Below are 24,505 nucleotides of genomic sequence, written 5' to 3'. Positions count from 1 at the left end.
CGGTTCTCAGCAGGTGATAACGCCCATGTCCCGGTGGCCGCCCACCGGTCTACGTTGCGGGTGCCGGCCCCGCCCGGCCCACCCCGCCGTACCCAAGGAGGCCAGATGTCCGCCCCGGCCGACACCCCCGTCGCACACCTCGCCGACGACCCCTACGACGACGCCCGCCTCACCGACCCGTACCCGCTCTTCACGCGGATGCGCGACGCGGGACCCGCGGTGTGGCTGGAGCGCCACGGCGTGCACGCCTTCACCCGGTACGAGCAGTGCCGGGAGATCCTCACCGACCACGGGACGTTCCTCTCGGGCGCCGGGGTCGGACCGCGCAACTACCACCAGGAGCCCCCGTGGAGGCCGGCCGGCATCCTCGACTCCGACCCGCCGACGCACACACCACTGCGCACCGCCATGTCCGGTGTCATCTCCCCGCGCAACGTGCGCGCGCTGCGCACCGACTTCCAGGCCTACGCCGAGCGGCTCGTCGACGAACTCCTCGACAAGCGCGAGTTCGACGCGGTGACCGAGATGGCGGAACTGTTCCCCATCGAGGTCTTCGGCAACGCGGTCGGCATCCCCCGCGCGGGCCGCGCCGAGAACCTGCTCCCGCACGGCGCCATGAACTTCTCGGCCTTCGGCCCCGAAGACGCCCGCTACGCCGCGTACTTCGCCGCGGGCGAGCACACCGTCGACTGGGTCATGGAGAACTGCGCCCGCGAGAACCTGACCCCGGACGGGCTCGGCGCGAAGATCTGGGAGTACGCCGACCAGGGCGTCATCACCGGCGACGAGGCGACACGCCTGGTGCGCGCGCTGCTGTCGGCGGGGCTCGACACCACGGTGCTCACCCTCGGCAACACCATGAGGTGCCTGTCCGCCAACCCCGGGCAGTGGGAGCTGCTGCACGCGAACCCGCGGCTCACCCGGTTCGCCGTGGACGAGGCGCTGCGCCACGAGTCACCGTTCCAGTCCTTCTTCCGCACCACCGCGCGCGAGATCGACTTCCATGGTGTGCGCATCCCCGAGGACAGCAAGGTCGCCCTGTTCACCGGGGCCGCCAACCGCGACCCGCGCCGCTTCGGCGACGATGCCGACAGCTACCGGATCGAGCGGGACGCCTCCGGACATCTGGCGTTCGGCTTCGGCATCCACCAGTGCGTGGGCCAGCCCGTCTCGCGCCTGGAGGCGGAGGTCCTGATCGGCGAACTGGCCCGCCGCGTACGGACGGTGGAGCCGGCCGGTGACCCGGTGCCGTTCCTCCACAACACACTGCGCGGCTGGAAGCACCTGCCGGTGCGGATCACACCGGCCTGAGACGTCACCCGGACCCGTACTCCAGGATCTCCGACAGGCGGGTGCTCGCCGCCTGAAGCCGGTCGCGGGCCTGCCGCCGCCAGGCGGGACCGCACCGCGACTCGGGCCCCGCCACGGTCAGCGCGCACACCACCTCGCCCGTCGCGGTCACCGGCACCGCGACGGCGACCGCGCCCTCGTTCAGCTCGCCCTGGGAGATGAGGAAGCCGCTGGTGCGGATGCGCTCCATCTCCCGCGCCAGACGGCCGCGGTCGGGGGTGTGCGCGGTGATCGTACGCATGGGTTGGCACAGCACCCGCTCGATCACCGGGCGGGGTGCGTGCGCCAGCAGGATGCGCTGCCCTGCGCCCGCGTACAGCGGCAGCAGCTGGTTGACCCGGAACGCCATGCGGATCGCGTGCGGCGACTGGGTCTGGCGCAGACACATCGCCTGCGACCCGACCCGCACGGTCAGCACGGCCGTCTCCCCGGTGGCATCCGTCAGCTCCTGCAGCAGCGGATGCCCGAGCTCCACGAGCCGGGTGTGCGTCAGATGCTGCCCCGACAGTTCGAGGAGCCGCCACCCGGGAACGTACGTCCCCGAACGCTCCTCGACCAGGTCGAACTCCCGCAGCGTGCGCAGATACCGGTACACCGTGCTGACCGGTATCCCCGCGTCGGCCGCGATCTGCTCGACACGGGTCTCGCCGGACTCGGCGACACTGATGAGCACACTCAGCCCGCGCTGGAACGACACACCGGCACCGGAGGCCGCGGTGCGCGCGGTGGTTGGTGTCTCGTCGGATTCGTGCGGGGCAGCCCTGGACATGTCATCTCTTCTCGGACCGGTGCGCTGAACGGCGGCGTGGCCTGTCGACGGCGCCGCCAGGTTAGATCAGCGGACCGGTTCGCACGAGACCTGTCCGCTGCGAGAGACGGGCGGGTGCCGCGACCTGGGCTAAGGTCCCCTGGACCAGTGGGGCGGCATCGCCCGTCGAGCGGTGTCCGGGGGAGACGAGGTGGCACGTTGCGGATGAAACGAGTCCAGGTGCTCGGTGCGGTGTTGCTCGTGACCGGGGTGTGGCTCGGGTGTGCGGAGTGGCCCGTCGAGACGCCTTCGGAGGTCAGGCGCAGTTCCGACGGACCGATCGAACTCGACGACGGGCGCCGCGTCACGGTGCGTTTCACCGAGCAGGGACTCGTCGAGCGGCACCAGAGCGCCGACGGCGGCGCGTGGTCGAAGCCCAAGGTGCTGCACCCGGCGGCGGGCGACTACGAATGCGACCCCGAACTCACGACGTACGACAACACCGTCGCGGTCATGGCCGATTGGGACCACGGCTGCGATGGCGATCCCGCCGAGATCGCGATCGTCGCGGTGAGCGACGGTGATCTCGATGAGTGGGACACGCACGGCATCGAGAACATCGACGGATGGGAGTGGACCCGCTTCTCGTGGAGCGGGTACCGCGTCGTCTTCCGCAAGGGCGACGCCGACGGAACGACCGAGCTCAGCTGGCGGCAGAGCATCGGCTTCACCGGCCCGGACGTGATCGCGGGGCCGGGCGAGGGCTAGCGATTGCCGTCCCGGTGGTCGTGGTTCGGTCCTGGGGCGCGGAGCTGCGAGCGATGCCGATGCCCGTGTACCCGCAGATCACCGCGAACACGGCACCGAGGTAGCAGAGGAAGGCGTAGGGCGCGTACGAGATCGTCGCCACGCCCAGCGTCGTCGACATGTACATCGCCGCCTCGCTCCAGGGGATCAGCGGCACCATCACCGTGCCGGAGTCCTCCAGCGTGCGGGAGAGGTTCTTGGGGGCGAGTCCCTTGTCGGCGTAGACCTTCTTGAAGCCCTCGCCGGGGATGAGGATCGTCAGGTACGAGGTGCCGGTGGCCAGGGCCACACCGAGCGACGACCCGACGGTGGCCAGGACGATGCCTCCGGTGCGCCGGACGCGGTGCAGCAGGCGGGCGATCAGGACGTCCATGAAGCCCGCCTCGGTGATGATGCCGGCGAACGCGAAGCCGGCGAGGCCGATGAGGACCACGCTCGTCATGGAGGAGAGGCCGCCGCGGTCCAGGAGGGTCCTGGCGGTCTCCGGGACGGCCTGCGGGTCCCAGCCGTGCGCGACGAGCATGTCGGAGCTGAAGCCCTCGGACGCGGCGGCGCTCAGCTCGGACAGCGAGAAGCCCTGCACCACGCCGCCGAGGACCGCGGCCATCACCGAGGACAGGATGATCGTCGGCAGCGGCGGCTTGCGCAGCACCGCACCCACCAGGACCACCAGGGGCGGCAGCAGGAGCAGCGGGCTGAACGTGAACGCCTGGCCCAGGAAGCCGAGAAGCTCCTCCGTCTGCTTGCCCGTGCCCTCCGCCGAGCCCGTGTGCATGGTCAGGCCGAGGAAGAAGTAGGCGACCAGTGACACGACCGCGGCGGGCACCGTGGTGTAGAGCAGGTGGCGGATGTGCTCGAAGAGGTTGGCGCCCGCGACGACCGGCGCGAGGTTGGTGGTGTCCGACAGCGGTGACATCTTGTCGCCGAAGTAGGCGCCCGCGACGATCGCCCCCGCCGTCATGGGCAGCGAGGCACCGAGGCCGCCCGCCACGCTGATGAGCGCGACACCGACGGTGCCGACCGAGCCCCACGACGTTCCGGTGAGCGTGGAGACGACCACGGTGACCAGGAACGACACCGGGAGTATCCAATGGGGCTCGATCACCCGGAGGCCGAAGTCCACGACCATCGGGATCGTTCCGCTGATCATCCAGGTGCCGGTGAGCATGCCGATCGAGATCAGGATCAGGAGCGCGGGCATCGTCGAGTCGATCTTGCGGCGGATGCCGGTGAGCATCTGCTCCCAGGACAGACCGAACCACAGCGCGTACACCCCGGCGAAGCTCGAGGCGACGATGAGCAGGATCACGGGGTCGAGGCCGAGCCAGACCGTGCCGACCACCAGCAGCGCGATCATCACGGCGATCGGGGCGAGGGCCTGGAGGAAGGTGGGTGTCCGGCGCGGAGCCGCGACCGGAGCGTTTTCGGACATGGTTCGCTCTTTCCGGGGTGGGTGAGGGCAGGTCGAACCGGGCCGTCGGGCATGCCGACGGCCGGTGGGTGTGCGGTGTGCGGTGTGTGGTGTGTGGTCGGGGGAGGGGCGGGCTACGCCGAGGGCTCCGAAGGCCCTGCGGAACTGAGCAGTTGGGCCACCTGGTCCGTGGGCAGCGCGGGCGCGTGGTGGCCCCGGATGCCGGTCACGGCGTGGGCCGCGAACAGCGAGCCCAGGACGGCCTCCTCCGTGGCCTCGGCGGCGGCCCGGAACATCAGGTCCATGAGGGGCCCGTCCTCGGCCAGGGCCGCAGTGGTGCGGACCGGCCCGGACGGGACGTGGGGCGTGCGATTCGTCGTGGACCAGGCCAGGGCGTACTCGCCGCTGCCGTGCTGGATGATGCCGCCCGTCCGGGCCAGGCCCACGGAGGCGCGTTTGGCGATGCGCCGCAGCTGCCGGGCGTCCGCGGGGGCGTCGGTGGCGACGAGGACGACACAGGACCCGGCGCCGCGGGCGAACTCGGCCTGCTCCGCCGCCCTTTCAGGCGTGAGGTGTCGGCCGACCGGGGCGCCGAGCACCGTCAGGTCCGCCGCCCGGCCGAAGTTGGCGAGGACGAGGACGCCCACGGTGAAGCGGCCGCCGTCGCCGACGTCGACGATCCGGGAGCTGGAGCCGATGCCCGCCTTCCAGCCGAAGGACACCATGCCGGTGCCCGCTCCGACGGCCCCCTCCGCGACGGGCCCGTCGGACGCCGAGGCCAGCGCGTCCAGGACATGACCCGGGCGGACGAGGAGCCCCCGGATGTCGTTGAGCCAGCCGTCGTTGCACTCGAAGACCACCGGGTTGACGGTGCCGGTGGAGACGCCGATCTCCGGGTGGTCCTGGAGCGCGTGCCGGGCAACACCCTCGAAGGCCGCGCCGACGCCGAGCGTGTTCGTCAGCGCCAACGGCGTCTCCAGCACGCCGAGTTCGTCGACCTGGCTGAGTCCGGCGGCCTTGCCGAACCCGTTGACGACCTCCAGGCCGGCCGCCGGTTTGTGGCGGAACACGGAGTCGGCGGCCGGGACGACGACGGTCACGCCCGTCCGCGCCGGACGCGCCCCGTCGTCGTGGTGGAGGGTGAGGTGCCCCACGCGGACACCTCGTACGTCGGTCAGGGAGTTCGCCGGTCCGGGCGGCAGGGTGCCCGGGGCGATCCCCAGGGCGCGGGGGCGGGGCCGGTGTGTCACTTCGCCTCCGCTCGGCCGGCGCGGCGCGCGGGCGTGGCCCCCTCGCCGTGGTCCGGGTGCGGCGCGTCCGGCTGCGTGGAGTGCAGCAACTCGGTCTCCACCAGGCCGAGATGGGCCTCCATCAGGCTCGCGGCGAGATCCGCGTCGCCGTCCGCGACCGCCTCGGCCATCGCCTCGTGGTCGCTCAGCGAGGCCTCCGTGTGCGCGGGCCGCGACAGCAGTCCGCTGCGCAGCACGATCACCTGCTGCTGCACCAGCCACACCTGCTCGGCGATGCGGGGGCTGTGCGCGGCCTCCATCAGGGAACGGTGGAACTCGAGGTCCAGGTCGTAGGGGAGCTTGCGTCCCGTCTCGCGCGCCTTGCGGGAGCGTTCGCACACCTTGCGCAGCCGTGTCACCTCCTTGGGCTGCCTGCGGAGCGCGGCCAGGCGCGCCGCCCGGCACTCCAGCGCCGAGCGCAGCTCGAAGAGGGCCGCCACGTCCTCGGGGCCCGCGGTGAAGACGGCCGCGCCCTTGTTCGGCACGTGCACGAGCAGTCCGTCGCTCACCAGCTGGCCGATGGCCTCGCGCAGCGGGCTGCGGCTGATGCCGAGGTCGCGGGCGATCTCCACCTCGTTGAGGCGGGAGCCGGACGGCAGTACGCCGGTGAGGATCTGCTCACGCAGCATCTCCGCCACCTGGCCGGCCAGGCGACGGTGGACCAGTCCGGTCACGGGAACCTCCGAAGGGCAAAGTGTGCTGCCGAAATGTGCTGCCGAAGTGTCGACAGACGTCAGTGGACAGGCGCCCCGAACTCCGTGTCAAGGCTTCTCGGTGACCATCTTTCATCGCGGACAACTGTCGACACTTGCCGCTGAAGCTGATAACTGTCGACACTTGCAAACCCGTCGGAGCCGTCGCGCCCGCCGCCACGGCCCCGCGCCACCGACACGACACGAAGGACACTCATGACCGCCGCAGCGCCCAGCAAGTCCACGCCCGACTGGCCCGTGCTCGCGGAGGTGTGGCGTGGTGACTTCCTCGAATCCGTGCACCACGGATCGGTCGTGGTGCTCGACGCGGACGGCGGCGCCGTGCTGTCGGCCGGCCCCGTCGACAGCCCCATGTACCCGCGGTCGTCCAACAAGCCGCTCCAGGCCGTCGGCATGCTCCGCGCCGGGCTCGACCTCGAAGGCGAACTCCTCGCGCTCGCCTGTGCCAGCCACTCGGGCGAGGCCTTCCACCTCGACGGCGTGCGCCGGATCCTCGCGGCGGCGGGACTGACCGAGGACGCCCTCAAGTGCACCGCGGCCCTGCCCATCGGCGCCGACGCGCAGCCCGCGCACCTCGCCGCCGGACTCGGCCCCAGCCGCATCACCATGAACTGCTCGGGCAAGCACGCGGCGATGCTCGCCACCTGCGTCGCGGCGGGCTGGTCCGTCGACGACTATCTCGACCCCGCCCACCCCCTGCAAGTCGCGCTGCGCGACGCACTGGAGGACCTTGCGGGGGAGAAGTCGACGGCGGTCGGCGTCGACGGCTGCGGCGCCCCGCTGTTCGCGCTCACCCTCACCGGCCTCGCACGCGCCTTCGCGAGGATCGCGACCGCGGCCGAAGGCACCCACGAGAAGCGGGTGGCCACCGCGATGAACACCCACCCCGAGTACGTGGGCGGCACCGGCCGCGACGTCACCACCCTCATGCGGGTGCTCCCCGGCGTCGTGGCCAAGGACGGCGCGGAGGGCGTCTACGCCCTCGCCCGCCCGGACGGCTCCGCCGTCGCCCTCAAGATCGCGGACGGCGCCCAGCGGCCGCGCCCCGTGGTGATGACCGCCGCGCTGCGCCACCTCGGAGTCGACGTGGACGCCGACCCGCAGCTCGCCGAACTGAGCGAGGCCCCCGTCCTCGGGCACGGCGAACCGGTGGGAGCGGTGCGGCCTTCGGCCGTCCTCAGTACGGTTCCGCGGCAGGCGTGACCTGCGCGTGCCAGTCGGCCCGGGCGGCGATGGCCGTGCGCCAGCGGCGCAGCTCCTTGGGCGGCATGCCGACGGCCAGCGCCCCGCTCAGCGTCGCGCCGGTGCGGTAGGCGACGAGGAAGCGCCCCTCCGACAGGGACCCGGCCACGACGCGCGCCTCGTCGTGGCCCCGCAGGTGGCCGTACGCCTGGATCTTGAGCCCATGCTGGTCGGACCAGAAGTAGGGCACCGGTGCGAACGGCTTGGCCTGCTCCGGGCGGAGCAGGTTGCGGGCGGCGGCCATGCCCATCTCGGCGGCATTGGTGCGGTGCTCGACGCGCATGCTCGTGCCGAACAGGGGGTTGTGCCAGCGGGCGACGTCCCCTGCCGCGTACACGCCGGGGGCGGCGGCCGTGTACTGGTCGCACACCACACCGTCCTCCAGGCGCAGCCCGCTGTCCGCGAGCCATGCGGTGTTGGTCTCGGAGCCGATGGCCACGAGCACGTCGTCGGCCGGGACCAGGGTCCCGTCGGACAGCCGGACGCCGGTCACGCGGGCCGCCGCGGTCACGAACTCGTCGACCTTGGTGCCGGTGCGCAGGTCCACGCCGTGCTCGCGGTGCACCCCCGCCAGGTAGGTGCCCACGTCCTGTCCGACCGCGTGGGCGAGGGGGAGCGGGGCGGGCTCGACGAGGGTGACCCGCGCCCCCAGTGCCCGCGCCGACGAGGCCACTTCGGCACCGAGGAACCCGGCACCGACCACGACCAGGCGACGGCCCGCGCCCAGCCGGTCCCGCAGGGCGAGCGCGTCCTCCAGGTCGCGCAATACGTGCACGCCGGGCAGGCCACACTGCGGCAGCTTCCGTGGGCGTACGCCGGTGGCGACCACGAGGCCGTCGTAGTCGAGGGCGGTGCCGTCGGACAGGGTGACGACGCGGGTCTCGGTGGACAGCGCCGCGGCCGCGGTGCCCAGGCGCAGGTCCAGGTCGAGGGCGGCCAGATCGGCCGCGGGCCGCAGCGTGGCCCGCTCGGCGTCCCAGTCGCCCGAGAGGATCTGCTTGGACAGTGGCGGCCGGTCGTAGGGGTGGTGCGGCTCGCGTCCGACGAGGCTGATCGAACCGTCGTAGCCCTCGCGGCGCAGGGTCTCCGCGGCGGCGAGGCCGGCCGCCGAGGCGCCGGCGATCACGACCCGGCGCAAGGGGCGACCGGAGGTCACTGGCCCGCCAGGTGGATGGCGGCGGCGGGGCAGACGGCGGCCGACTCCCTGACGTCCTCGTGGTGTTCGGCGTCGGGGGTGTCGGTCAGCAGCTCGACGATGCCGTCGTCGTCCTGGTCGAAGACCTCGGGGGCGAGCATGACGCACTGGCCGGAGGCGACGCATTTGGGCTGGTCCACGGTGACGTGCATGGTGGTTCTCGCTTCTCTGGGTGGGGGTGGAGTACGTAGGGGGGGAGAGGAGTTACCAGGTGACCGGGAGTTCGTAGACCCCGTACACCAGGCCGTCGTGCTTGAACTCCAGCTGGTCGAAGCCGGTGGCCAGGGCCAGGGTGGGGATGCGGCGGTACAGGGTGCTGTAGACGACCTGGAGTTCGACGCGGGCCAGCGGCTGGCCCAGGCACTGGTGCACGCCGTAGCCGAAGGCCACGTGCCGGCGGGCGTCGCGGGTGATGTCGAGCTCGTCGGGGTTGCCCGCGAAGGCCCGCGGGTCACGGTTGGCGACCTCGTTGGCGAGGACGATGCCCTCGCCCGCACGGATGACCTGGCCGTCGATCTCGATGTCCTCCAACGCCACGCGGCGGCGGCCGGAGTGCGTGATGTTGAGGTAGCGCAGCAGCTCCTCGACCGCGGCGGAGACCGCCTTGGGGTCCTCCGTCCCGCGCAGCGACGCCAGTTGGTCGGGGTGCTCGAGGAGGGCGAGGGTGCCCAGGGCGATCATGTTGGCGGTGGTCTCGTGCCCCGCGGCGAGCAGCAGGACCCCCATGTGCGCGGCCTCGCGCCGAGTCATCTCCCCGGTGGCCACCCGCTTGGTGGCGAGCTCGGAGAGCAGGTCGTCCGCGGGCCGGGCCTCCTTGGCCGCGAGCAGCTCCTCCAGGTAGTCCGCGAGGGCCGTGGTGGCGGCGACGGTCTCCTCGGGCGCGGAGTCGCGCTTGACGATGACCTTGGTGTGGCGCTGGAACAGGTCGTGGTCCTCGTAGGGCACACCGAGCAGTTCGCAGATCACGAGGCTGGGGACCGGCAGGGCGAACGCCTGGACCAGGTCGACCGGCTTCGGACCGGCGAGCATCTCGTCGATCAGGCCGTCGACGATCCGCTGGACCGAGGGCCGCAGCGCCTCCACCTTCTTGATGGCGAAGGGCGCGGTCACCATGCGCCGGATCCGGGCGTGCTCGGGGTCGTCCATGTTCAGGAACGTGCGGCGGCTCTGGGATCCCGCCTTCTGGCCCGCCGAACGGTGGGGGTAGCCGGGCCCGTTGACGTCGGCGCTCACGCGCGGGTCGCCGAGCAGGGTGCGCAGGTGGTCGTAGCGGGTGACCAGCCACGGGCTGCTGCCGTCCCAGATGCGTACGCGGGACAGCGTCGGCTCGGACTGCAGGGCGTGCAGGGCCGGCGGCGGGTCGAAGGGGCAGCCGCTCGCACGCGGGCTCGGGTGGTGGGGAAGGGCGACCGTCGTGTCGGTGGGGGTCTCGGTCATGGGGGTGCCTCCGTGGGGAGTGGAGTTGCGTCCCCACACACCTAACAGCGTTAGGTGCCTAGGGCAACCATGTGATCGGGTTCGGCCCGCTGAAACGTCGTTATTCGGCCGACTCCCGCCAAGGGTGTGTTGACGGTGGGGACTTCACGCCCGGGAGGCCAGCAGATCGAGCAGGTCGTCCGCCCGCGCCAGCACCGACTGCCGGTCGGTGGGGAACGGCAGCGCCACGGCCATGGACACGATGCCGTGCAGCGAGGCCCACAGCAGGACGGCCAACTGCTCGTCGCCCGGGCCCGTTTCGCCGCGGCGCAGCGGAGACACCGCGTCGCGCCACACCTGGAGCACCTCGCGCATCGGGCTCGGATCGGCGTCCTCCCGGGGCACCTGGATCCGCTCGATGCCGAACATCAGGTGGTACACGCGCGGGTTGTCCAGCGCGTAGGCGCAGTAGTGCCGCGCCATCGTCCGCAGCGCGGCGCCCGGGTCCTCGTCCGCGGCGGTGTCCCTGGCCGCGCGCAACTCCGCGGCCAGCCTGCGGTGGGCGCGCTGCGTGAGCGTGTCCACCAGCTCCGCCCGGTTCCTGAAGTGCAGATAGATGCTGGGCGCGGAGATGCCCACCTCGCGGGCCACCGCCCGCAGCGACAGATCCCCTTCCCTGCCCGACTCCATCAGCAGCCGCGCCGCCGTCCGCAGGATCTCGTCCTTGAGCGCCGCCCCCTCGCCCCACTGACTCTGCTCGCGCCGCTTGAACCCGTCACTCATCCCGCGCCCCTCCACCGGTGGCGCCGACCGGATCCGCCCGGTCGACGCCACCGCCCTGTGCCCGTCCCGACGGCTACTTGACGGTGCGGATGAGCTTCTTGTTCACGAACTCCTCGATGCCCGGCCGGCCCAGCTCACGGCCGAAGCCGGAGCGCTTGACGCCGCCGAAGGAGAGCTCCGCCCCCTCGGCGCCGACGCCGTTGACGAAGACCATGCCGGCCTCGATGCCGTGCGCGACCCGCTCCGCCTGGGCGGGGTCGTTCGTGAAGACGTACGAACCGAGACCGTACGGGGTGTCATTGGCGATCCGCAGGGCGTCGTCCTCGTCGGCGGCCTTGAAGACCATGGCGACGGGGCCGAAAAGCTCCTGACGGGCCGTGGCGTGCTCGGTGGTCAGACCGGTGAGGACGCCGGCCGGGTAGTGGGCGCCGTCGCGCTTGCCCTCGGAGTGCAGCGTGGCGCCCTCGGCGACGGCCGCGGCGACCTGGCGCTCCAGGGTGTCGGCCGCGGTCACGGAGGACAGCGGGGCGCCCGTCTGCCCGGCGAGCAGCCGGGCCGTGAACTTCTCCACGAACGCGTCGTACAGACCGTCGACGACGATGAACCGCTTGGCCGCGTTGCAGGCCTGGCCCGTGTTGTCGAGGCGGGCGGCGACCGCGGACTCCACCACCGCGTCGAGGTCGTCGGTGGACAGCACGACGAACGGGTCCGAGCCGCCGAGCTCGAGGACGACCTTCTTCAGGTTCCGCCCGGCGATCTCGGCGACCGCCGCGCCCGCCCGCTCCGAACCGGTGAGCGAGACACCCTGGATGCGCGGGTCGGCGATGACGTCGGCGATCTGCTCATTGGTGGCGTACACGTTGACGTACGCGCCGGTCGGGAAGCCCGCCTCGAGGAACAGCTTCTCCAGCAGCGCCGCCGTGGCGGGGCACTGCGGGGCGTGCTTGAGGACGATGGTGTTGCCGATGGCCAGGTTCGGGGCGGCGAACCGGGCGACCTGGTAGGCGGGGAAGTTCCACGGCATGATGCCGAGGAGGGTGCCGACCGGGCTGCGGCGCAGGACCGCCCGGCCGGGGCCGGAGGTGACGTTCAGCGCCTCGTCGGCGAGGAACTCCTCGGCGTGGTCGGCGTAGTAGTGGTAGATGTCCACACAGAAGTCGGCCTCGCCCTCGGCCTCCTCGCGCGGCTTGCCCATCTCGCGCACGATGCTGTCGGCCAGCTCGGTACGGTGCTCGGCGTGCAGGTCACCGAGGCGGCGCAGCAGCGCGGCGCGGTCGGCCACGGAGCTGGTGCGCCCCCACGCGGCGGCCCGGTGCGCGGCGTCGACGGCCGCGGTCACCTCGGCGTCGGTGGCGGTGGGGTAGGTCTCGACGATCTCGCCGGTGGCCGGGTCGGTGACTGCGTACATCGAATCTCCAGAGGTGCGAAGGAGCAAGGAACGAGGTCGGTCCCGCGGTCCTCACGTGCCGCGGAGCCGACGGGAAGAACCCTACGGCTCCGGGGCGGGTCGGGCCGAGGCGGCCGACCGGAGTCGCCCGCGGGCCACGCTCCGAAATTCATCGATCCGGTTCCCGTCGGAGGGGCCGTGCGGGACACTGGCAGTGCCGCGACGGTGTGCTCGGTCGACCGGAATTCGGGGCGGAAGGAGGCTGCGTGATGGCGCAGTGGGAGCGGGACGAGAGGCTCGCGCGGGCGTTCCTGGAGCTGGCCGACACCCTCCGGGACGGCTTCTACCTGGTGGACTTCCTGCACGTGCTGACCGACCACATGCGCGAGTTGCTGGACGTGACGGCGATCGGGGTCGTCATGGTCGACGCCCAGGACCGGCTGGTGGACGTCACCGCCTCCACCCACACCGCCCATCAACTCGAGGAGACACAGGTCGAGTTCGACGAGGGCCCGTGCAAGGAGTGCTGTCTGGGACACGAGGGGGTCGGCCCCGTGGACCTGACGCTGCCCGCCGCCGCGGAGCGCTGGCCGCGGTTCACCAAGGCCGCCCGCACCTTCGGATTCGAGACGGTGGCCGCGCTGCCGCTGCGGCTGCGCGACGAGGTGATCGGCGCGGTCAACATGTTCCACGACCGGCGCGACGCCCTCCATCCGGCGGCCCTGCGCCTGGGCCAGTCCCTGGCGGACGCGGCGACCATCGGCATTCTGCACCACCGCCTCTCCCAGGACCAGGTCGAGCGGGTCGGCCAACTGCAGACCGCGCTCAACAGCCGTATCGCCATCGAACAGGCCAAGGGCGCCCTCGGGGCGCGGCTCGGCATCACCCCCGACTCCGCCTTCGAGCGGCTGCGGTCCCGCGCCCGCAGCCGACGGACCTCGCTGACCCAGCTGTGTCAGCGCGTCGTCGAGGGCCACATCCCCGCCGAGGAGTTCGCACCACCCCCGGGCAGACAGCAGCGTCGTTGAACATCTCCGCCGCCAACGCGTTCTGCGGCCCACGCCACCGGCGACCCACCACCCCAGCAAAGGAGCGCCCACCCGGTGACCGCAGACTCTCCTGACATCCCTGCGCTCCTGGCCGCCGCCGGCCGCTCCGGCCACGGCCTGAGCGCGCTCGCCCCCGCCGCCTGCGCGCACGCGGTCGGCCTCGACGGGCTCACCCTGTGCCTGCTCAACAAATCCGGCCTCGAACTGGTCTGGTACGACCCGGAGCACACCGCCGGAGTCGCCTTCGAGGACCTCGAGTTCACCCTCGGCGAGGGACCCACCCATGACACCGTGCGCACCGGTGACCCCGTGCTCGTCCCCGACCTGCACACCGTGCCCGACGAACGGTGGCCCGCCCTGCTGCCCGCCGCCCGCCTCAGCCCGCTGCGTGCCGTCCACGCCGTCGCGCTGAACCTGGGGGCCACCCGGCTCGGCGCCCTGACCGGCCACCGCGCCGCCCCCGGGCCGCTCACCCGCCCGCAGATGAGCCGGTTCCTCGCCCTCGCCGAAGGCGCCGTGTCGATCCTCACCACCCCCGACGGCATCCACGACATGCGGTCCGACCAGCCGCTGTCCCTGCACCGGGCCGTCGTCCACCAGGCGACCGGCGCGCTCACCGTCCGCCTCGGCGTCCCCCTCGACCAGGCCCTCATCCGGCTGCGCGCCTACGCCTTCACGCACAACCGCCCCCTCCACGAGGTCGCGCACGACGTCGTCCACCACCAGGCCGACCTGGACATGCAGACGCCCTGACACGGGTGACGGATCATGGTTCGGTGGACACCATGAAACACCGACTGCCCCAGATCTCCGAGCTGCGCCCCCTGCTGAAGTTCGACGGCTTCAACCCCGACAGGCGTGCCGCCCGGCTCGGCAGGGCCGCCGACATATGGGACCTGCGGTCGATAGCGAGGCGCCGCACACCACGACCCGCGTTCGACTACGTGGACGGTGCGGCGCAGCGCGAGTTGACGGTGCGTCGGGCGCGCAGGGCGTTCGACGAGGTCGTGCTGCTGCCGCGGATCCTGCACGGGACCGCGAAGGTCGACCTGAGCACGGAGATCGCGGGCGCGACGTCCGAGCTGCCCTTCGGGATCGCGCCCACCGGATTCACGCGCTTCATGCACGCCGAGGGGGAGGACGCCGGAGCGGGTGCGGCCGCCGCGGCGGGCATCCCGTTCTCCCTGTCGACCATGGGCACCCGCTCGCTCGAACAGGTCGCCGCCGCGGCGCCGGACGGACGCCGCTGGTTCCAGCTCTACCTCTGGAAGGACCGCCAGAAGTCGCTCGACCTCCTGCAGCGGGCCACCGCGAGCGGCTTCGACACACTCCTGGTCACGGTCGACACACCGGTCGCGGGCCAGCGGCTGCGCGACAACCGCAACGGCATGGTGATCCCGCCGCGGCTCACCCTCAAGACCGTGCTCGACGCCTCGTACCGGCCCGAGTGGTGGTTCAACTTCCTCACCACCGACCCGCTCAGCTTCGCCTCGCTGTCCGGCACCAGCCAGGACCTGCCCACCCTCATCAACTCGATGTTCGACCCGACCCTGTCGATCGAGGACCTGGAGTGGATCAGGTCCCAGTGGCCGGGGAAGCTGTTCGTCAAGGGCGTCCTCACCGCGGAGGACACGCGCCGCTCGCTCGACGCGGGCGCCGACGGGCTCGTCGTGTCCAACCACGGCGGACGCCAACTCGACCGCGCACCCGTCGCGTTCCACGCGCTGCCCGAGGTGCGGGCCGAGGCCGGCGAGGACGTCGAGATCATCCTCGACTCCGGCATCATGTCGGGTGCCGACATCGTCGCGGCCCTCTGCGCGGGCGCCGACTTCACCCTCATCGGACGCGCGTACCTGTACGGGCTGATGGCCGGCGGCCGCGAAGGTGTGTCGCGGGCCGTCGAACTGCTCGCGAAGGAGATCGAGGTGACCATGCAGCTGATCGGGGCGGCGACGATCGCCGACCTCGGGCCGCATCTCCTGCGCACGCGGCACACGGGCTGACACGGCTGACCGCGGGTGACCGGCGCTGTCGCGCGCCGGTCACCCTCCCCGTACGTCAGACCGCGGGCTTGGTCTCCGACTCAGGCTGCGCGGTGAGGAGTTCGGTGATCTCGTCAGCGAGGTCCTTGCCGAGCTCGCCCCAGCCGTCCTTGTAGCCGTAGACGCTCGCCAGGGACCGGGCCTCGTAGTCGCCGTTCATGATGTCGATGTCATGGGGCGTGATGAGCGAGGGGTGGGCGACGCCGACCGCCCCCGACACCTTCAGCAACTCCTTGCGCAGCGTGCGCAGATACATCGCGGCGCGGTTCGCCTTCGAGGGCGCGTCCACCCCGCGCACCAGCCACGGGTCCTGGGTGGCGATGCCGGTCGGGCACTTGTCGGTGTGGCACTTCTGCGCCTGGATGCACCCTATGGACAGCATCGCCTCACGGGCCACGTTGATCATGTCGACGCCCAGGGCGAAGGCGACCGCGGCGTTCTCTGGCAGGCCGAGCTTGCCGGAGCCGATGAACGTCAACTGGTCGGTCAGGCCCCGCTCGGCGAAGGTGCTGTAGACGCGCGAGAAGCCCATCCGGAACGGCACCGACACCGAGTCGCTGAAGATCAGGGGAGCGGCGCCGGTGCCGCCCTCGCCGCCGTCGATGGTCACGAAGTCGACGCCGCGGTCGCCGCGCGCCATCAGCGTGGCCAGCTCCTCCCAGAAGCCCATGTCGCCGACGGCGCTCTTGATGCCGACCGGCAGACCGGTCTCGGCGGCGAGCAGCTCCACGAAGTCGAGCATCGAGTCGACGTCGTGGAACGCGGTGTGCCGCGAGGGCGACGCGCAGTCCTTGCCGACGGGGATGCCGCGGATCTCGGCGATCTCCGGGGTCACCTTCGCGCCCGGCAGCATGCCGCCGAGCCCCGGCTTGGCGCCCTGCGAGAGCTTGATCTCCAGCGCCTTGACGGGCGCGCTGTCGACGATCGCCTTGAGCTTGTCGAGGTTGAACGAGCCGTCCTCGTTGCGGCAGCCGAAGTACGACGTACCGATCTGCAGGACGAGGTCACCGCCGCCGCGGTGGTACGAAGAGAGGCCGCCCTCACCGGTGTTGTGCATCGTTCCGGCCAGCGCCGCGCCCTTGTTGAGCGCCGTGATCGCCGCGCCGGACAGCGAACCGAAGCTCATCGCCGAGATGTTGACGATGCTCGCGGGCCGGAACGCCTTGGCGCGCCCGCGCGGCCCGCCGAGGATCTTGGCGGAGGGCAGCGGGGCCTGCGGGTCGTGCAGATCGGGCAGGACACCGGCGAACGTGCGCTGCTTGATGTACGCGTGGCCCTGCACGTGCTCGACGTTGTTGTCGGTGCCGAACCCGAAGTAGTTGTTCTCCTCCTTCGACGAGGCGTAGATCCAGCTGCGTTGGTCGCGGCTGAACGGACGCTCCTCGTCGTTGGACGTCACGATGTACTGGCGCAGCTCGGGGCCGATCGTCTCCAGCAGGTACCGGGCGTGGCCGACCACGGGAAAGTTCCGCAACAGTGCGTGCTTCTTCTGCACGAGGTCGCGCGCGGCGACCACCGCCAACGCGGTGGCGGCTGCCGCACCGATGTTCCGAGCACGCATGACGTTCCTCTCCTCGACTGCCCGATACCCGACGTCACCACTGCCCAGCGGCCGACGCGGACGCCCGCCGCCGAACAGCCCTGTCCGGGCTCGCGAGTTCGACGTCGAAACGCCACCTGATCGTAGAGGCCGGGGGTCGGGGAGGGCAGGGCCGGGGGAGGGGAGCCCGCGGAACGGATGTGCACCTGCGTGCAGGACAGCAAAAGCACGAAAAGCGGGACGGTAGAAACGCCAATAAAGCGGACGTAACGTTGATGGCGGGTTTGCGGCACTCGCACGCAGAACACGTTCAGGGGACGGTCACGGCCCGGACCGCGATCTGGGGGAAACCGACGGATCTTTCAAAGGCACAGCGCCATGAAGCACAGCACCGAAACCCCTGGAAATTGGTCGCCCCCTCAGTGGGGACCCGGCGGCAGCCCGACCGCCGCACACTCCGCGCCGGCGGCTCCCGCCCCGCCCCCGCCGCCCCAGGGAACCGTCTCCCGGCGGCGCCCCCGCTGGTTCATGTGGTTCTTCCTCGCCGTGCAGGCGATCTTCCTGCTCTGGATCATCCTGGGGACGCGCTCCAGCGCGGGAACCCCGGACGGCTGCGGATCACTGGACGCCCAGACATGCAATGACGCCGAGAGCGTGGGGACGGCCATCGGCGTCGGTCTCGTCATCCTCCTCTGGGCCATCACCGACATCATCCTCGGCATCACCTACGCAGTCGTCCGACTGGCGCGGCGCCCGGGAGGTGCGTCGTGATGAAGAGAGTCATCGCGGCGGTCGGCACCGTGCTCGTCCTCTTCGGAGGGGCCGCGGCCTGCGGCTCCAGCACGAGCAACGACACGAGCGGGGACACCGTCTCGACCGAAACGAAGAAGGAGACCCCTGCGGAACCCAAGAAGGAAACCCCTGCGGAGCCCAAGCAGGACAGCCCTTCCGAGCCGAAGAAGGACGGTTCTGCGGAGCCGAAGCAGGAGACGCCCACAGAGCCCAGGACGGAGAACCCCGCGCAGCCCGACGCGCAGACCGAGGAGACACCCTCGGAGCCGGAGTCCCAGCCCGCCACAGAGGGCGCACCGACCCTCAGGACCGGCGAGGCGGTGCAGGTCACGACGACCGAGATCAGCGACGAGGACTTCAGTACCTTCGAGGGGACCGCGGACGTCACTCTCGTCTCGGTCAAGGAGTACGGCGCCGGCGACCTGTCCGCCGACTCGTTCGCGAGCGATCTCTCGCAGGGCGAGGAACTGGTCGTCGTCACACTCAAGGTCGAGAACACCGGCGGTGACGAGATCAGCATGACGCCGTACAGCACCAACATCACGTGGACGGGCAAGGACGGCCAAGTCGCCAGCGTTTCGTCCAGCTATTTGGACGAGACGTACGTGCCCGAGGACCTGACGTCGACCGAGAGCCTTCAGCCGGGCGAGCACGTGCAGGGCGGCACCGTCGTGGTCATCCACGCCACGCAGCCCGGCAAGCTGCACTTCGCGGACGACAGCGAGAACCACCTCTTCGACGTCGACACCCAGGGAGTCGGCTAGCGCATCCGGACACGGACAACAGGAGGCCCCCCGCCGTAAGGCAGGGGGTCTGCTCCTGCACGCTCAGCCTGGGTCGCCGCGTTCCGCGCGTCAGGCGCCCGGTCGCACGGGCCCCACGACCGTGCCCTCACCGACCCGCAGCCTCCCGGACGCCGCGGACTCGCCCGGGATCTGGCCGGTCGGCGTGGAGAGCGTGAACGTGGCCTCGTCCGCTCGGATGCTCGGGACGTGGTGGGGGACCTGGATGTCGAAGTGGGCCGGGTGCCCCGGGCCGAACCGCACCGGCGCGTCCTGCGGGCCGTACCCGGCGGCGGGGATGACGATCGGCACGCCGTGGTCGGAGAACTGGACGTCGACGGGCGAACCCGCCAGCGTGCACGGCTCGTACCCCGGGGCCGCGGTCAGCGTGACGCGGTAGTGGCTGTGCCCGGAGGACGCGGCGTCCTGGGTGATGCGGGCGGTGTGGTTGGCGGGGCGGCAGGAGGAGGGCATCGGCCCCTCCTGCGAACCGGCCGCGGCCACCGAGGCCTGCGCGAGGCCGCCTCCCAGAGCTGAGGCCAGGACGGTGGCGGTGACGGCGATCTTCCCAGTGGTCGTACGCACGGCAGGGGTGCTCCGTTTCTCTGTCTGCCCGGTGTCTGGTGTGCCGGGTTCCTCCCATCCCTCCCACCGGCGGGCCCCGTTGTACCGGTCGGACGCGGAGCCTTTCGCTGTCACAGCTCTTGTATTGCTTGAACCCGCAACCTACTTTGAAGGCGCTCAGGTGATCTGTCGCTTCACAGCATGAAGGCGTGACCCTCCGCGCTGCCCACCCGCCGGACGGCGACGTGGCTGCAGGAGGCATGGCAAGCGCTCAAGTGGACCTCGATGGAGAGGAACGCATGCGTTCACGTAATCACCGCACGGGCGGCCGTCGAAGAGTGGCCGTCGGGGCCGCCGTCACCACCGTCGCCGCCCTCATCGCCCAGCCGGGCATGCTCACCGCACCGGCCGGAGCACACGGAAAACCCACGGCCGCGCCCACACTGTCCTCCCGCGACGCACCGATCCTCGACCGGGACGGCATCCGCTTCCGCGACCTGGACCGCAACGGCCGGCTCACCCCCTACGAGGACTGGCGCCTCGGCGCCGACGCCCGCGCCCGCGACCTGCTCTCCCGGATGACCCTGGAGGAGAAGGCCGGACTCCTCGTCCACGGCACGCTGCCCACCTCGGGCGACGGCTACGACACCAAGGGCACGGCCCAACTCGTCGGCGACCGCCACGTCACCACCGCCATCACCCGGCTCTCCAAGTCGCCGGAGAAGGTCGCCGCCGCCAACAACAGCGTGCAGGCCGTCGCCGAGAAGCAGCGCCTCGGCATTCCCGTGGTGATCTCCACCGACCCGCGCAACGGGTTCGCCGTCGTCGAGGGCCAGACCGTCGCGGGCGCGGGCACGACGGCCATGCCCGACGCCATCGGGATGGCCGCCGCCCACGACCCGCGGCTCACCGAGAAGCTGGGTGACATCATCCGCCGCGAGTACCGCGCCGTAGGCATCACCGAAGGTCTCTCGCCGCAGGCCGACATCGCCACCGAGCCCCGCTGGGCCCGTATCAACGGCACCTTCGGCTCGGACCCGGACGCCGCGGGCCGCCAAGTGAACGCCTACGTCAAGGGAATGCAGCACGGCTCGCGGGGCCTCGGACCGGACAGCACGGCCACCGTCACCAAGCACTGGGTGGGCTACGGCGCCCAGGCGAACGGCTACGACAGCCACTACTACTACGGCCGCTACGCCACGTTCCCCGGCAAGAACTTCGCGGACCACATCACCCCGTTCAAGGGCGCGTTCGCCGCGCACACCTCCGGGATCATGCCCACGTACTCGATCCTCAAGGACCTCACCTACAAGGGCCACAAGCTGGACCAGGTGGGCGCGGGCTTCAACTCGTACCTCCTGAAGGACCTTCTGCGAGGCACGTACAAGTTCGACGGTGTCATCGTCTCGGACTGGGGCATCACCGGCGACTGCCCGCAGCAGTGCCGCGACAACCGGCCCCCTGCGTCCTTCATCGGACCGTGGGGCGTCGGCATGCCCTGGGGCGTGGAGGACCGCTCCATCCTCCAGCGCACGGCGCTCACCCTGAACGCGGGCGTCGACCAGATCGGCGGCAGCGACCAACCCGCGTACGTCGTCCAGGCCGTACGCCAGAAGCTCGTCACCGAGCGGCGGGTGGACGAAGCGGCCCGGCGTGTACTGGAGCAGAAGCTCCGCCTCGGCCTGTTCGAGAACCCGTACGTGGACGAGGACGCGGCCGGCCGCCTGGTCGGCAACGCCGGATTCCAGGCCGTGGGCGACAAGGCGCAGTCCGACTCCCTCACCCTGCTGAAGAACGACCACCGGACCCTGCCCGCGCGCGGCGACCAGGTCCGAAGCGTCTACCTGCACGGTGTCTCCGCCGACGCGGCGAAGGCGCGCGGCCTGCGCGTGGTGGACAACCCGGCGGACGCCGACCTGGCTGTGGTCCGGCTCGCGGACCCGAGGGCCGGCTCCGACCTCACGGGCCTGGACTTCCCCGACTCGGACCCCGCGTACCGGGCCCTGCGCGAGGCCGCGGCCACCGGCACCCCGACGGTCGCCGTCCCGAAGCTGGACCGCCCCCTGATCCTGACGAACGTCTCCCGCACCGCCGACGCGGTGATGGCCAACTTCGGCGTCTCCGACACGGTCCTGCTCGCCACCCTCTTCGGCGAGCGCACCCCGAACGGCAGGCTCCCCTTCGAGCTGCCGTCGTCACAGGAGGCGGTGGAGGCGCAGCAGGGCGACGTACCCGATGACACGGCGCGTCCGCTGTACGAGAGGGGGTTCGGCCTCAACTACCGGTCTCCGAAGGGGCATTGAGGAGCTGAGCCGACAACGGTTCGCCGCGCGCGTTCCGCTGGAGCGGGATCCGCCGGAACGGGCCCGGGTACGGCAGTTGGGGAGCATGCCAGTACTCGGGCACGCGGCGGGCGCCGGCGTCCGTTGTACGCACGCCAGTGGAAGACCAGAAGGTGTGGCTCCCACCGAAGGCTAGGCTCACCCGATGGACATTCGTGGCATCGACCCCCGAGACACCTCCTGGGAGCAGGACCACGCGAACTATCGGGTCTACTTCTGGGACCGCTCGACCACCAACTCGTACGAGTACGAGGTCCTCGGCGAGATCGACATCGACGAACTCCTGCCGTGGGCCGAGGAGTACGCGACGGCACGCGGATGGGACTACACGATCTACGCCGTGACCACGGACGCCGACCGGCGCGGCCTCATCCGACTCGCCGGGGTCATCGGAGATCCGTTCGCCCAGGGCCAGGCGGCGCCGTCCAGTCCCGACGCGTCACCGGCTTCGAGTCACTAGCGTCTGACGACAAGGCCGTCCACGAGGGCGCGGAGTCCGCCCTCGTACGTGTCCTCCGCGGTCAGCGGCGTCCAGCGGCCCGCGATTTGTGCCAGGCGCGGCAGTTCGCTCGGGTCGAGATCGGCGAAGACCTTCTCCCGGTAGGTCGCACGGCCGTCGTCGGAGCGCCGCCGGGCCGCCGTTGTCCTGACCACGATCTCTCCGGCGGTGTAGTACCAGATCGCGCGGTATCCGTGCACGGCCGCGTCGAGAGAGAGGCCGCATTCGACCAGGCCGTCGACGATCTGCTCGACAAACCACAGTGCCGACGTGGACATCAGGTCGTCGGCAGTGAGCACCTCCACGATCCAGGGGCAGTTCGCGAGCGCCTCATGGATCGCGGCGGCGGCGACCACGACCCGCTCGCGCGGAGCAGGGGGCAGTTCGGGGCGGCGCAATGTCCGTGCGGCGTAGTCGTCCAGTAGAAGGACGAGTAGTTCTTCCTTGTCGCGGACGTGGTGGTAGAGCGCCATCGGCGTACTGCCGACCTCGGCGGCCAGCCGGCGCATGGTCAGCCGCCGCACGCCTTCCTCGGTCACGATCCGACGAGCTGTTTCGACGATCTCTTCGCGAGAGATACGGGGAGGTCGGCCCTGGGTTCTGCGCGGTGCGGACGGCTGTGGCATGCCCGTCATCATCCCTCACGTATCGACAGCGGCGGTCTTCGGCGCTACTTTTCATACATGTATAGAAACTCTGGAGGGCGGTCCGGTGCGGTGCTGGCGGCGGCCGCCGTCGCTCAGTTCGTCGTCGCCCTGGACATGTCCGTGGTGAACGTCGCACTGCCGGCCATCCGCACCGCTTTGGGATTCACGCCGCTCGATCTGTCCTGGGTCGTGCACGTGTACGCGCTCGCGTTAGGCGGGTTTCTACTCCTGGGAGGGCGTGCTAGTGATCTGTACGGTCGGCGCCGGATGTTCGCGCTGGGACTGAGTGTCTTCGGGCTGTGCTCGCTGGCGGCCGGGCTGGCTCAGGCACCCTGGCAACTGATCGCCGCCCGCGCGGGGCAGGGCATGGGTGCCGCCGCTGTCGCACCGGCCGCGTTGGCGATGCTCACCACCACCTTCGCCGAAGGCCACCGGAGGGTACGCGCCCTCGGGGTCTGGAGCGCGGTGAATGCCGCAGGTGGAGCGCTGGGCGTGTTGGCAGGAGGGCTGTTGACCGAGTACGCGGGCTGGCGGTGGGTCATGCTGATCAACCTGCCCATCGTCGTGGTGGCCCTCGTGCTCCTGCCGGCAGGGGTGCCCGTGGCGCCATCGCCCGCACGGCGCGAGAGGCTGGACGGGCTGGGCGCCGCCCTGGCGACCTGCGGCGTCGGGCTCCTGGTGCTTGGTGTCGTCCGCACGGATGCTCTGGGCTGGGGCTCCCCGGCCACGTGGCTGACACTCACTGCGGCGGCGGGACTGCTGTCCGTCTTCGTCTGCGTCGAGTTGAGGGTCGCCGCGCCGCTGCTGCGCCTCGGCCTGCTGCGCAGCCGCTGGGTCGCCGGCGCGAACTTGCTGGTGTTCCTGGCGGCGGCTGGGCAGTTCACCGCGTTCTACTTCGTATCTCTGTACTTGCAGCAGGTCCTGGGCATGGGTGCGGCGGCGACCGGCACCGCATTTCTCCCCTTCTCCCTGGGGCTCGTCGCGGGAACCATCGTCGCGACCCGCGTCACTTCGGCACGCACCCCTCGCACGTCACTGGTGCCCGGCGCACTGCTGGCCGCCGCAGGGCTGGCGTGGTTCGCCTTCATTACTCCGGACGGCAGCTTCCTCGCCGACGTCCTCGGCCCGTCCCTCGTCACCAGTGTCGGTGCCGGGCTGGTCCTGGCTCCGGTCGCCGCTGCCGCGACCACCGGCGTTGCGCCACGCGAGTCCGGCATGGCCTCCGGGCTCATGAACAGTTCCCGTCAACTCGGCGGCTGTATCGGCTTGGCAGCCCTGGCCACCGTTGCGGCGCACCGCACAGGAGAGGCCACCGGACCCACGGCGCTCAACGATGGCTATGCCCTGGGTCTCGCCGTTACCGCAGCCATCTTCTTGCTTGCGGCGGTCGTGGGGATGACCGTGCTGCCACGTCGCCACTCCGCCGGGCCCTCTCCACAACGCGCCGCACTCGCAGACAAGTTGGAAGGAACACCGTCATGACAAACACCATCGTCGATCTGTTCGCCTCGGCATTGCGCTTCAGTGCCGACGGCGGCGTCCAGGCCGCCGAACGACAGATGGCCGGCAACGACTCCAGCGACTGGCAGATCGCCACCTTCCACGTCGAAACCGACGCTGACGTGCACGCCGACCACTGGGAGATGCACCCGGAGGCCGACGAGGCGGTGTGCTGCTTGACCGGTGGCGTACGCCTGTACTTCCGTTCCGACAAACCCGGCACCGAGGACGTGGTGCAGGTGCGGGCGGGCACCGCCGTGGTCGTCCCGCGCGGCCGCTGGCACCGTATGGAACTGGATGCACCCAGTGACCTGATGTCGATCACCCTTCGCAAGGGCACCCGACTGGAAAGGCGCACGGACACCCGCTGAGCGGACGTGAGTGGGGCTTCTTCACCGGGGAGGTGC

General features: G+C 71.1%; 24 protein-coding genes. 12 read left to right on the top strand and 12 right to left on the bottom strand.

The features are described from left to right. Positions 1-105 precede the first annotated feature (105 nt). A complete protein-coding gene (locus tag ACZ7L4_RS27985; protein WP_472106800.1) occupies positions 106-1,311 on the top strand; it encodes a cytochrome P450 in 1,206 nt (401 codons plus the stop codon). 4 nt (positions 1,312-1,315) lie between these two features. On the opposite strand, the gene ACZ7L4_RS27980 is transcribed toward ACZ7L4_RS27985, so the two are convergent. Further along, the gene (locus ACZ7L4_RS27980) at positions 1,316-2,119 is read right to left on the bottom strand and encodes an IclR family transcriptional regulator (protein WP_472106798.1); all 804 of its coding nucleotides are present in this window, start codon (positions 2,117-2,119) and stop codon (positions 1,316-1,318) included. 204 nt (positions 2,120-2,323) lie between these two features. Here ACZ7L4_RS27980 and ACZ7L4_RS27975 point away from each other — a divergent pair, with 204 nt between their 5' ends. Then, positions 2,324-2,866, top strand: a complete 543-nt coding sequence (locus ACZ7L4_RS27975) for a hypothetical protein (protein WP_472106796.1) — start codon at positions 2,324-2,326, stop codon at positions 2,864-2,866. Here the strand turns inward: ACZ7L4_RS27975 and nhaC are convergent. From nhaC to ACZ7L4_RS27960, 3 genes are all read right to left on the bottom strand, one after another. Further along, positions 2,826-4,337, bottom strand: coding sequence for a Na+/H+ antiporter NhaC (gene nhaC / locus ACZ7L4_RS27970; protein ID WP_472106794.1), 1,512 nt, complete (start codon positions 4,335-4,337; stop codon positions 2,826-2,828). The two genes, ACZ7L4_RS27975 and nhaC, sit on opposite strands and share 41 nt — an antisense overlap. A gap of 113 nt (positions 4,338-4,450) precedes the next feature. After that, positions 4,451-5,566 carry a DmpA family aminopeptidase gene (locus ACZ7L4_RS27965; RefSeq protein ID WP_472106792.1) on the bottom strand — a complete coding sequence of 372 codons (1,116 nt, stop codon included), beginning with the start codon at positions 5,564-5,566 and terminating at the stop codon, positions 4,451-4,453. Further along, on the bottom strand, positions 5,563-6,279 hold the full coding sequence (locus tag ACZ7L4_RS27960; protein ID WP_472106790.1) for a GntR family transcriptional regulator: 717 nt from the start codon (positions 6,277-6,279) through the stop codon (positions 5,563-5,565). Before ACZ7L4_RS27960 ends, ACZ7L4_RS27965 begins: the two co-directional genes overlap by 4 nt. Before the next feature lie 234 nt (positions 6,280-6,513). Between ACZ7L4_RS27960 and ACZ7L4_RS27955 the strand changes: the two genes are divergently transcribed. Beyond that, positions 6,514-7,521: an asparaginase gene (locus ACZ7L4_RS27955; RefSeq protein WP_472106788.1), complete on the top strand. Its 1,008-nt coding sequence runs from the start codon at positions 6,514-6,516 to the stop codon at positions 7,519-7,521. Here ACZ7L4_RS27955 and ACZ7L4_RS27950 read toward each other — a convergent pair. From ACZ7L4_RS27950 to ACZ7L4_RS27930, 5 genes are all read right to left on the bottom strand, one after another. Beyond that, positions 7,496-8,698, bottom strand: a complete 1,203-nt coding sequence (locus ACZ7L4_RS27950; protein WP_472106786.1) for an NAD(P)/FAD-dependent oxidoreductase — start codon at positions 8,696-8,698, stop codon at positions 7,496-7,498. The genes ACZ7L4_RS27955 and ACZ7L4_RS27950 overlap by 26 nt on opposite strands. A 14-nt stretch (positions 8,699-8,712) precedes the next feature. Further along, positions 8,713-8,907, bottom strand: coding sequence for a ferredoxin (locus tag ACZ7L4_RS27945; protein WP_472106784.1), 195 nt, complete (start codon positions 8,905-8,907; stop codon positions 8,713-8,715). 52 nt (positions 8,908-8,959) lie between these two features. Continuing rightward, the gene (locus tag ACZ7L4_RS27940) at positions 8,960-10,192 is read right to left on the bottom strand and encodes a cytochrome P450 (protein WP_472106782.1); all 1,233 of its coding nucleotides are present in this window, start codon (positions 10,190-10,192) and stop codon (positions 8,960-8,962) included. A gap of 144 nt (positions 10,193-10,336) precedes the next feature. Then, on the bottom strand, positions 10,337-10,954 hold the full coding sequence (locus ACZ7L4_RS27935; RefSeq protein ID WP_472106780.1) for a TetR/AcrR family transcriptional regulator: 618 nt from the start codon (positions 10,952-10,954) through the stop codon (positions 10,337-10,339). 73 nt (positions 10,955-11,027) lie between these two features. Beyond that, the gene (locus tag ACZ7L4_RS27930; protein ID WP_472106778.1) at positions 11,028-12,362 is read right to left on the bottom strand and encodes an NAD-dependent succinate-semialdehyde dehydrogenase; all 1,335 of its coding nucleotides are present in this window, start codon (positions 12,360-12,362) and stop codon (positions 11,028-11,030) included. A gap of 248 nt (positions 12,363-12,610) precedes the next feature. Here ACZ7L4_RS27930 and ACZ7L4_RS27925 point away from each other — a divergent pair, with 248 nt between their 5' ends. The 3 genes from ACZ7L4_RS27925 to ACZ7L4_RS27915 all read left to right on the top strand — a co-directional run bounded on the left by ACZ7L4_RS27925 (position 12,611) and on the right by ACZ7L4_RS27915 (position 15,393). After that, entirely contained in the window at positions 12,611-13,369 is a 759-nt protein-coding gene (locus tag ACZ7L4_RS27925) for a GAF domain-containing protein (RefSeq protein ID WP_472106776.1), read from the top strand. A 75-nt stretch (positions 13,370-13,444) separates the two neighbouring features. Continuing rightward, positions 13,445-14,143, top strand: a complete 699-nt coding sequence (locus ACZ7L4_RS27920; protein WP_472106774.1) for an ANTAR domain-containing protein — start codon at positions 13,445-13,447, stop codon at positions 14,141-14,143. A gap of 32 nt (positions 14,144-14,175) precedes the next feature. After that, positions 14,176-15,393: an alpha-hydroxy acid oxidase gene (locus ACZ7L4_RS27915; protein WP_472106772.1), complete on the top strand. Its 1,218-nt coding sequence runs from the start codon at positions 14,176-14,178 to the stop codon at positions 15,391-15,393. Between the two features lie 55 nt (positions 15,394-15,448). Here ACZ7L4_RS27915 and ACZ7L4_RS27910 read toward each other — a convergent pair whose 3' ends face one another. After that, positions 15,449-16,993 (bottom strand): FMN-binding glutamate synthase family protein, encoded by a 1,545-nt coding sequence (locus ACZ7L4_RS27910; protein WP_472106770.1) that lies wholly within the window; start codon positions 16,991-16,993, stop codon positions 15,449-15,451. A 357-nt stretch (positions 16,994-17,350) separates the two neighbouring features. Here ACZ7L4_RS27910 and ACZ7L4_RS27905 point away from each other — a divergent pair, with 357 nt between their 5' ends. Continuing rightward, positions 17,351-17,743 (top strand): hypothetical protein, encoded by a 393-nt coding sequence (locus ACZ7L4_RS27905; protein ID WP_472106768.1) that lies wholly within the window; start codon positions 17,351-17,353, stop codon positions 17,741-17,743. After that, a complete protein-coding gene (locus ACZ7L4_RS27900) occupies positions 17,743-18,528 on the top strand; it encodes a DUF4352 domain-containing protein (protein ID WP_472106766.1) in 786 nt (261 codons plus the stop codon). Before ACZ7L4_RS27905 ends, ACZ7L4_RS27900 begins: the two co-directional genes overlap by 1 nt. Before the next feature lie 90 nt (positions 18,529-18,618). Here the strand turns inward: ACZ7L4_RS27900 and ACZ7L4_RS27895 are convergent, their stop codons facing one another. Continuing rightward, entirely contained in the window at positions 18,619-19,131 is a 513-nt protein-coding gene (locus tag ACZ7L4_RS27895) for a DUF4232 domain-containing protein (RefSeq protein WP_472106764.1), read from the bottom strand. A 278-nt stretch (positions 19,132-19,409) separates the two neighbouring features. Between ACZ7L4_RS27895 and ACZ7L4_RS27890 the strand changes: the two genes are divergently transcribed. Together ACZ7L4_RS27890 and ACZ7L4_RS27885 are read left to right on the top strand one after the other, a co-directional pair. After that, positions 19,410-21,413 carry a glycoside hydrolase family 3 protein gene (locus ACZ7L4_RS27890; RefSeq protein ID WP_472106762.1) on the top strand — a complete coding sequence of 668 codons (2,004 nt, stop codon included), beginning with the start codon at positions 19,410-19,412 and terminating at the stop codon, positions 21,411-21,413. Between the two features lie 184 nt (positions 21,414-21,597). Continuing rightward, a complete protein-coding gene (locus ACZ7L4_RS27885) occupies positions 21,598-21,912 on the top strand; it encodes a hypothetical protein (protein WP_472106760.1) in 315 nt (104 codons plus the stop codon). Here ACZ7L4_RS27885 and ACZ7L4_RS27880 read toward each other — a convergent pair. Then, positions 21,909-22,577 carry a TetR/AcrR family transcriptional regulator gene (locus tag ACZ7L4_RS27880; RefSeq protein ID WP_472106759.1) on the bottom strand — a complete coding sequence of 223 codons (669 nt, stop codon included), beginning with the start codon at positions 22,575-22,577 and terminating at the stop codon, positions 21,909-21,911. The two genes, ACZ7L4_RS27885 and ACZ7L4_RS27880, sit on opposite strands and share 4 nt — an antisense overlap. Positions 22,578-22,634: 57 nt before the next feature. On the opposite strand from ACZ7L4_RS27880, the gene ACZ7L4_RS27875 reads away from it, so the two are divergent. Next, positions 22,635-24,080 carry an MFS transporter gene (locus tag ACZ7L4_RS27875; protein WP_472106757.1) on the top strand — a complete coding sequence of 482 codons (1,446 nt, stop codon included), beginning with the start codon at positions 22,635-22,637 and terminating at the stop codon, positions 24,078-24,080. Continuing rightward, a complete protein-coding gene (locus ACZ7L4_RS27870; protein WP_472106756.1) occupies positions 24,077-24,469 on the top strand; it encodes a cupin domain-containing protein in 393 nt (130 codons plus the stop codon). Before ACZ7L4_RS27875 ends, ACZ7L4_RS27870 begins: the two co-directional genes overlap by 4 nt. Positions 24,470-24,505: the final 36 nt, after the last annotated feature.

It is taken from the genome of Streptomyces sp. NPDC107575 (genome assembly GCF_055657265.1).
The sequence above is the reverse complement of the archived record's forward strand: the minus strand, read 5'-3'. Positions and strand labels throughout refer to the sequence as shown.

Bases quoted from the DNA above. Each gene is read 5' to 3' on its own strand.
- ACZ7L4_RS27985 (WP_472106800.1), top strand. From the start codon at position 106: ATGTCCGCCCCGGCCGACACCCCCGTCGCACACCTCGCCGACGACCCC.
- ACZ7L4_RS27980 (WP_472106798.1), bottom strand. From the start codon at position 2,119: ATGTCCAGGGCTGCCCCGCACGAATCCGACGAGACACCAACCACCGCG.
- ACZ7L4_RS27975 (WP_472106796.1), top strand. From the start codon at position 2,324: ATGAAACGAGTCCAGGTGCTCGGTGCGGTGTTGCTCGTGACCGGGGTG.
- nhaC (WP_472106794.1), bottom strand. From the start codon at position 4,337: ATGTCCGAAAACGCTCCGGTCGCGGCTCCGCGCCGGACACCCACCTTC.
- ACZ7L4_RS27955 (WP_472106788.1), top strand. From the start codon at position 6,514: ATGACCGCCGCAGCGCCCAGCAAGTCCACGCCCGACTGGCCCGTGCTC.
- ACZ7L4_RS27945 (WP_472106784.1), bottom strand. From the start codon at position 8,907: ATGCACGTCACCGTGGACCAGCCCAAATGCGTCGCCTCCGGCCAGTGC.
- ACZ7L4_RS27940 (WP_472106782.1), bottom strand. From the start codon at position 10,192: ATGACCGAGACCCCCACCGACACGACGGTCGCCCTTCCCCACCACCCG.
- ACZ7L4_RS27935 (WP_472106780.1), bottom strand. From the start codon at position 10,954: ATGAGTGACGGGTTCAAGCGGCGCGAGCAGAGTCAGTGGGGCGAGGGG.
- ACZ7L4_RS27930 (WP_472106778.1), bottom strand. From the start codon at position 12,362: ATGTACGCAGTCACCGACCCGGCCACCGGCGAGATCGTCGAGACCTAC.
- ACZ7L4_RS27925 (WP_472106776.1), top strand. From the start codon at position 12,611: ATGGCGCAGTGGGAGCGGGACGAGAGGCTCGCGCGGGCGTTCCTGGAG.
- ACZ7L4_RS27915 (WP_472106772.1), top strand. From the start codon at position 14,176: ATGAAACACCGACTGCCCCAGATCTCCGAGCTGCGCCCCCTGCTGAAG.
- ACZ7L4_RS27910 (WP_472106770.1), bottom strand. From the start codon at position 16,993: ATGCGTGCTCGGAACATCGGTGCGGCAGCCGCCACCGCGTTGGCGGTG.
- ACZ7L4_RS27905 (WP_472106768.1), top strand. From the start codon at position 17,351: ATGAAGCACAGCACCGAAACCCCTGGAAATTGGTCGCCCCCTCAGTGG.
- ACZ7L4_RS27900 (WP_472106766.1), top strand. From the start codon at position 17,743: ATGAAGAGAGTCATCGCGGCGGTCGGCACCGTGCTCGTCCTCTTCGGA.
- ACZ7L4_RS27890 (WP_472106762.1), top strand. From the start codon at position 19,410: ATGCGTTCACGTAATCACCGCACGGGCGGCCGTCGAAGAGTGGCCGTC.
- ACZ7L4_RS27885 (WP_472106760.1), top strand. From the start codon at position 21,598: ATGGACATTCGTGGCATCGACCCCCGAGACACCTCCTGGGAGCAGGAC.
- ACZ7L4_RS27880 (WP_472106759.1), bottom strand. From the start codon at position 22,577: ATGCCACAGCCGTCCGCACCGCGCAGAACCCAGGGCCGACCTCCCCGT.
- ACZ7L4_RS27875 (WP_472106757.1), top strand. From the start codon at position 22,635: ATGTATAGAAACTCTGGAGGGCGGTCCGGTGCGGTGCTGGCGGCGGCC.
- ACZ7L4_RS27870 (WP_472106756.1), top strand. From the start codon at position 24,077: ATGACAAACACCATCGTCGATCTGTTCGCCTCGGCATTGCGCTTCAGT.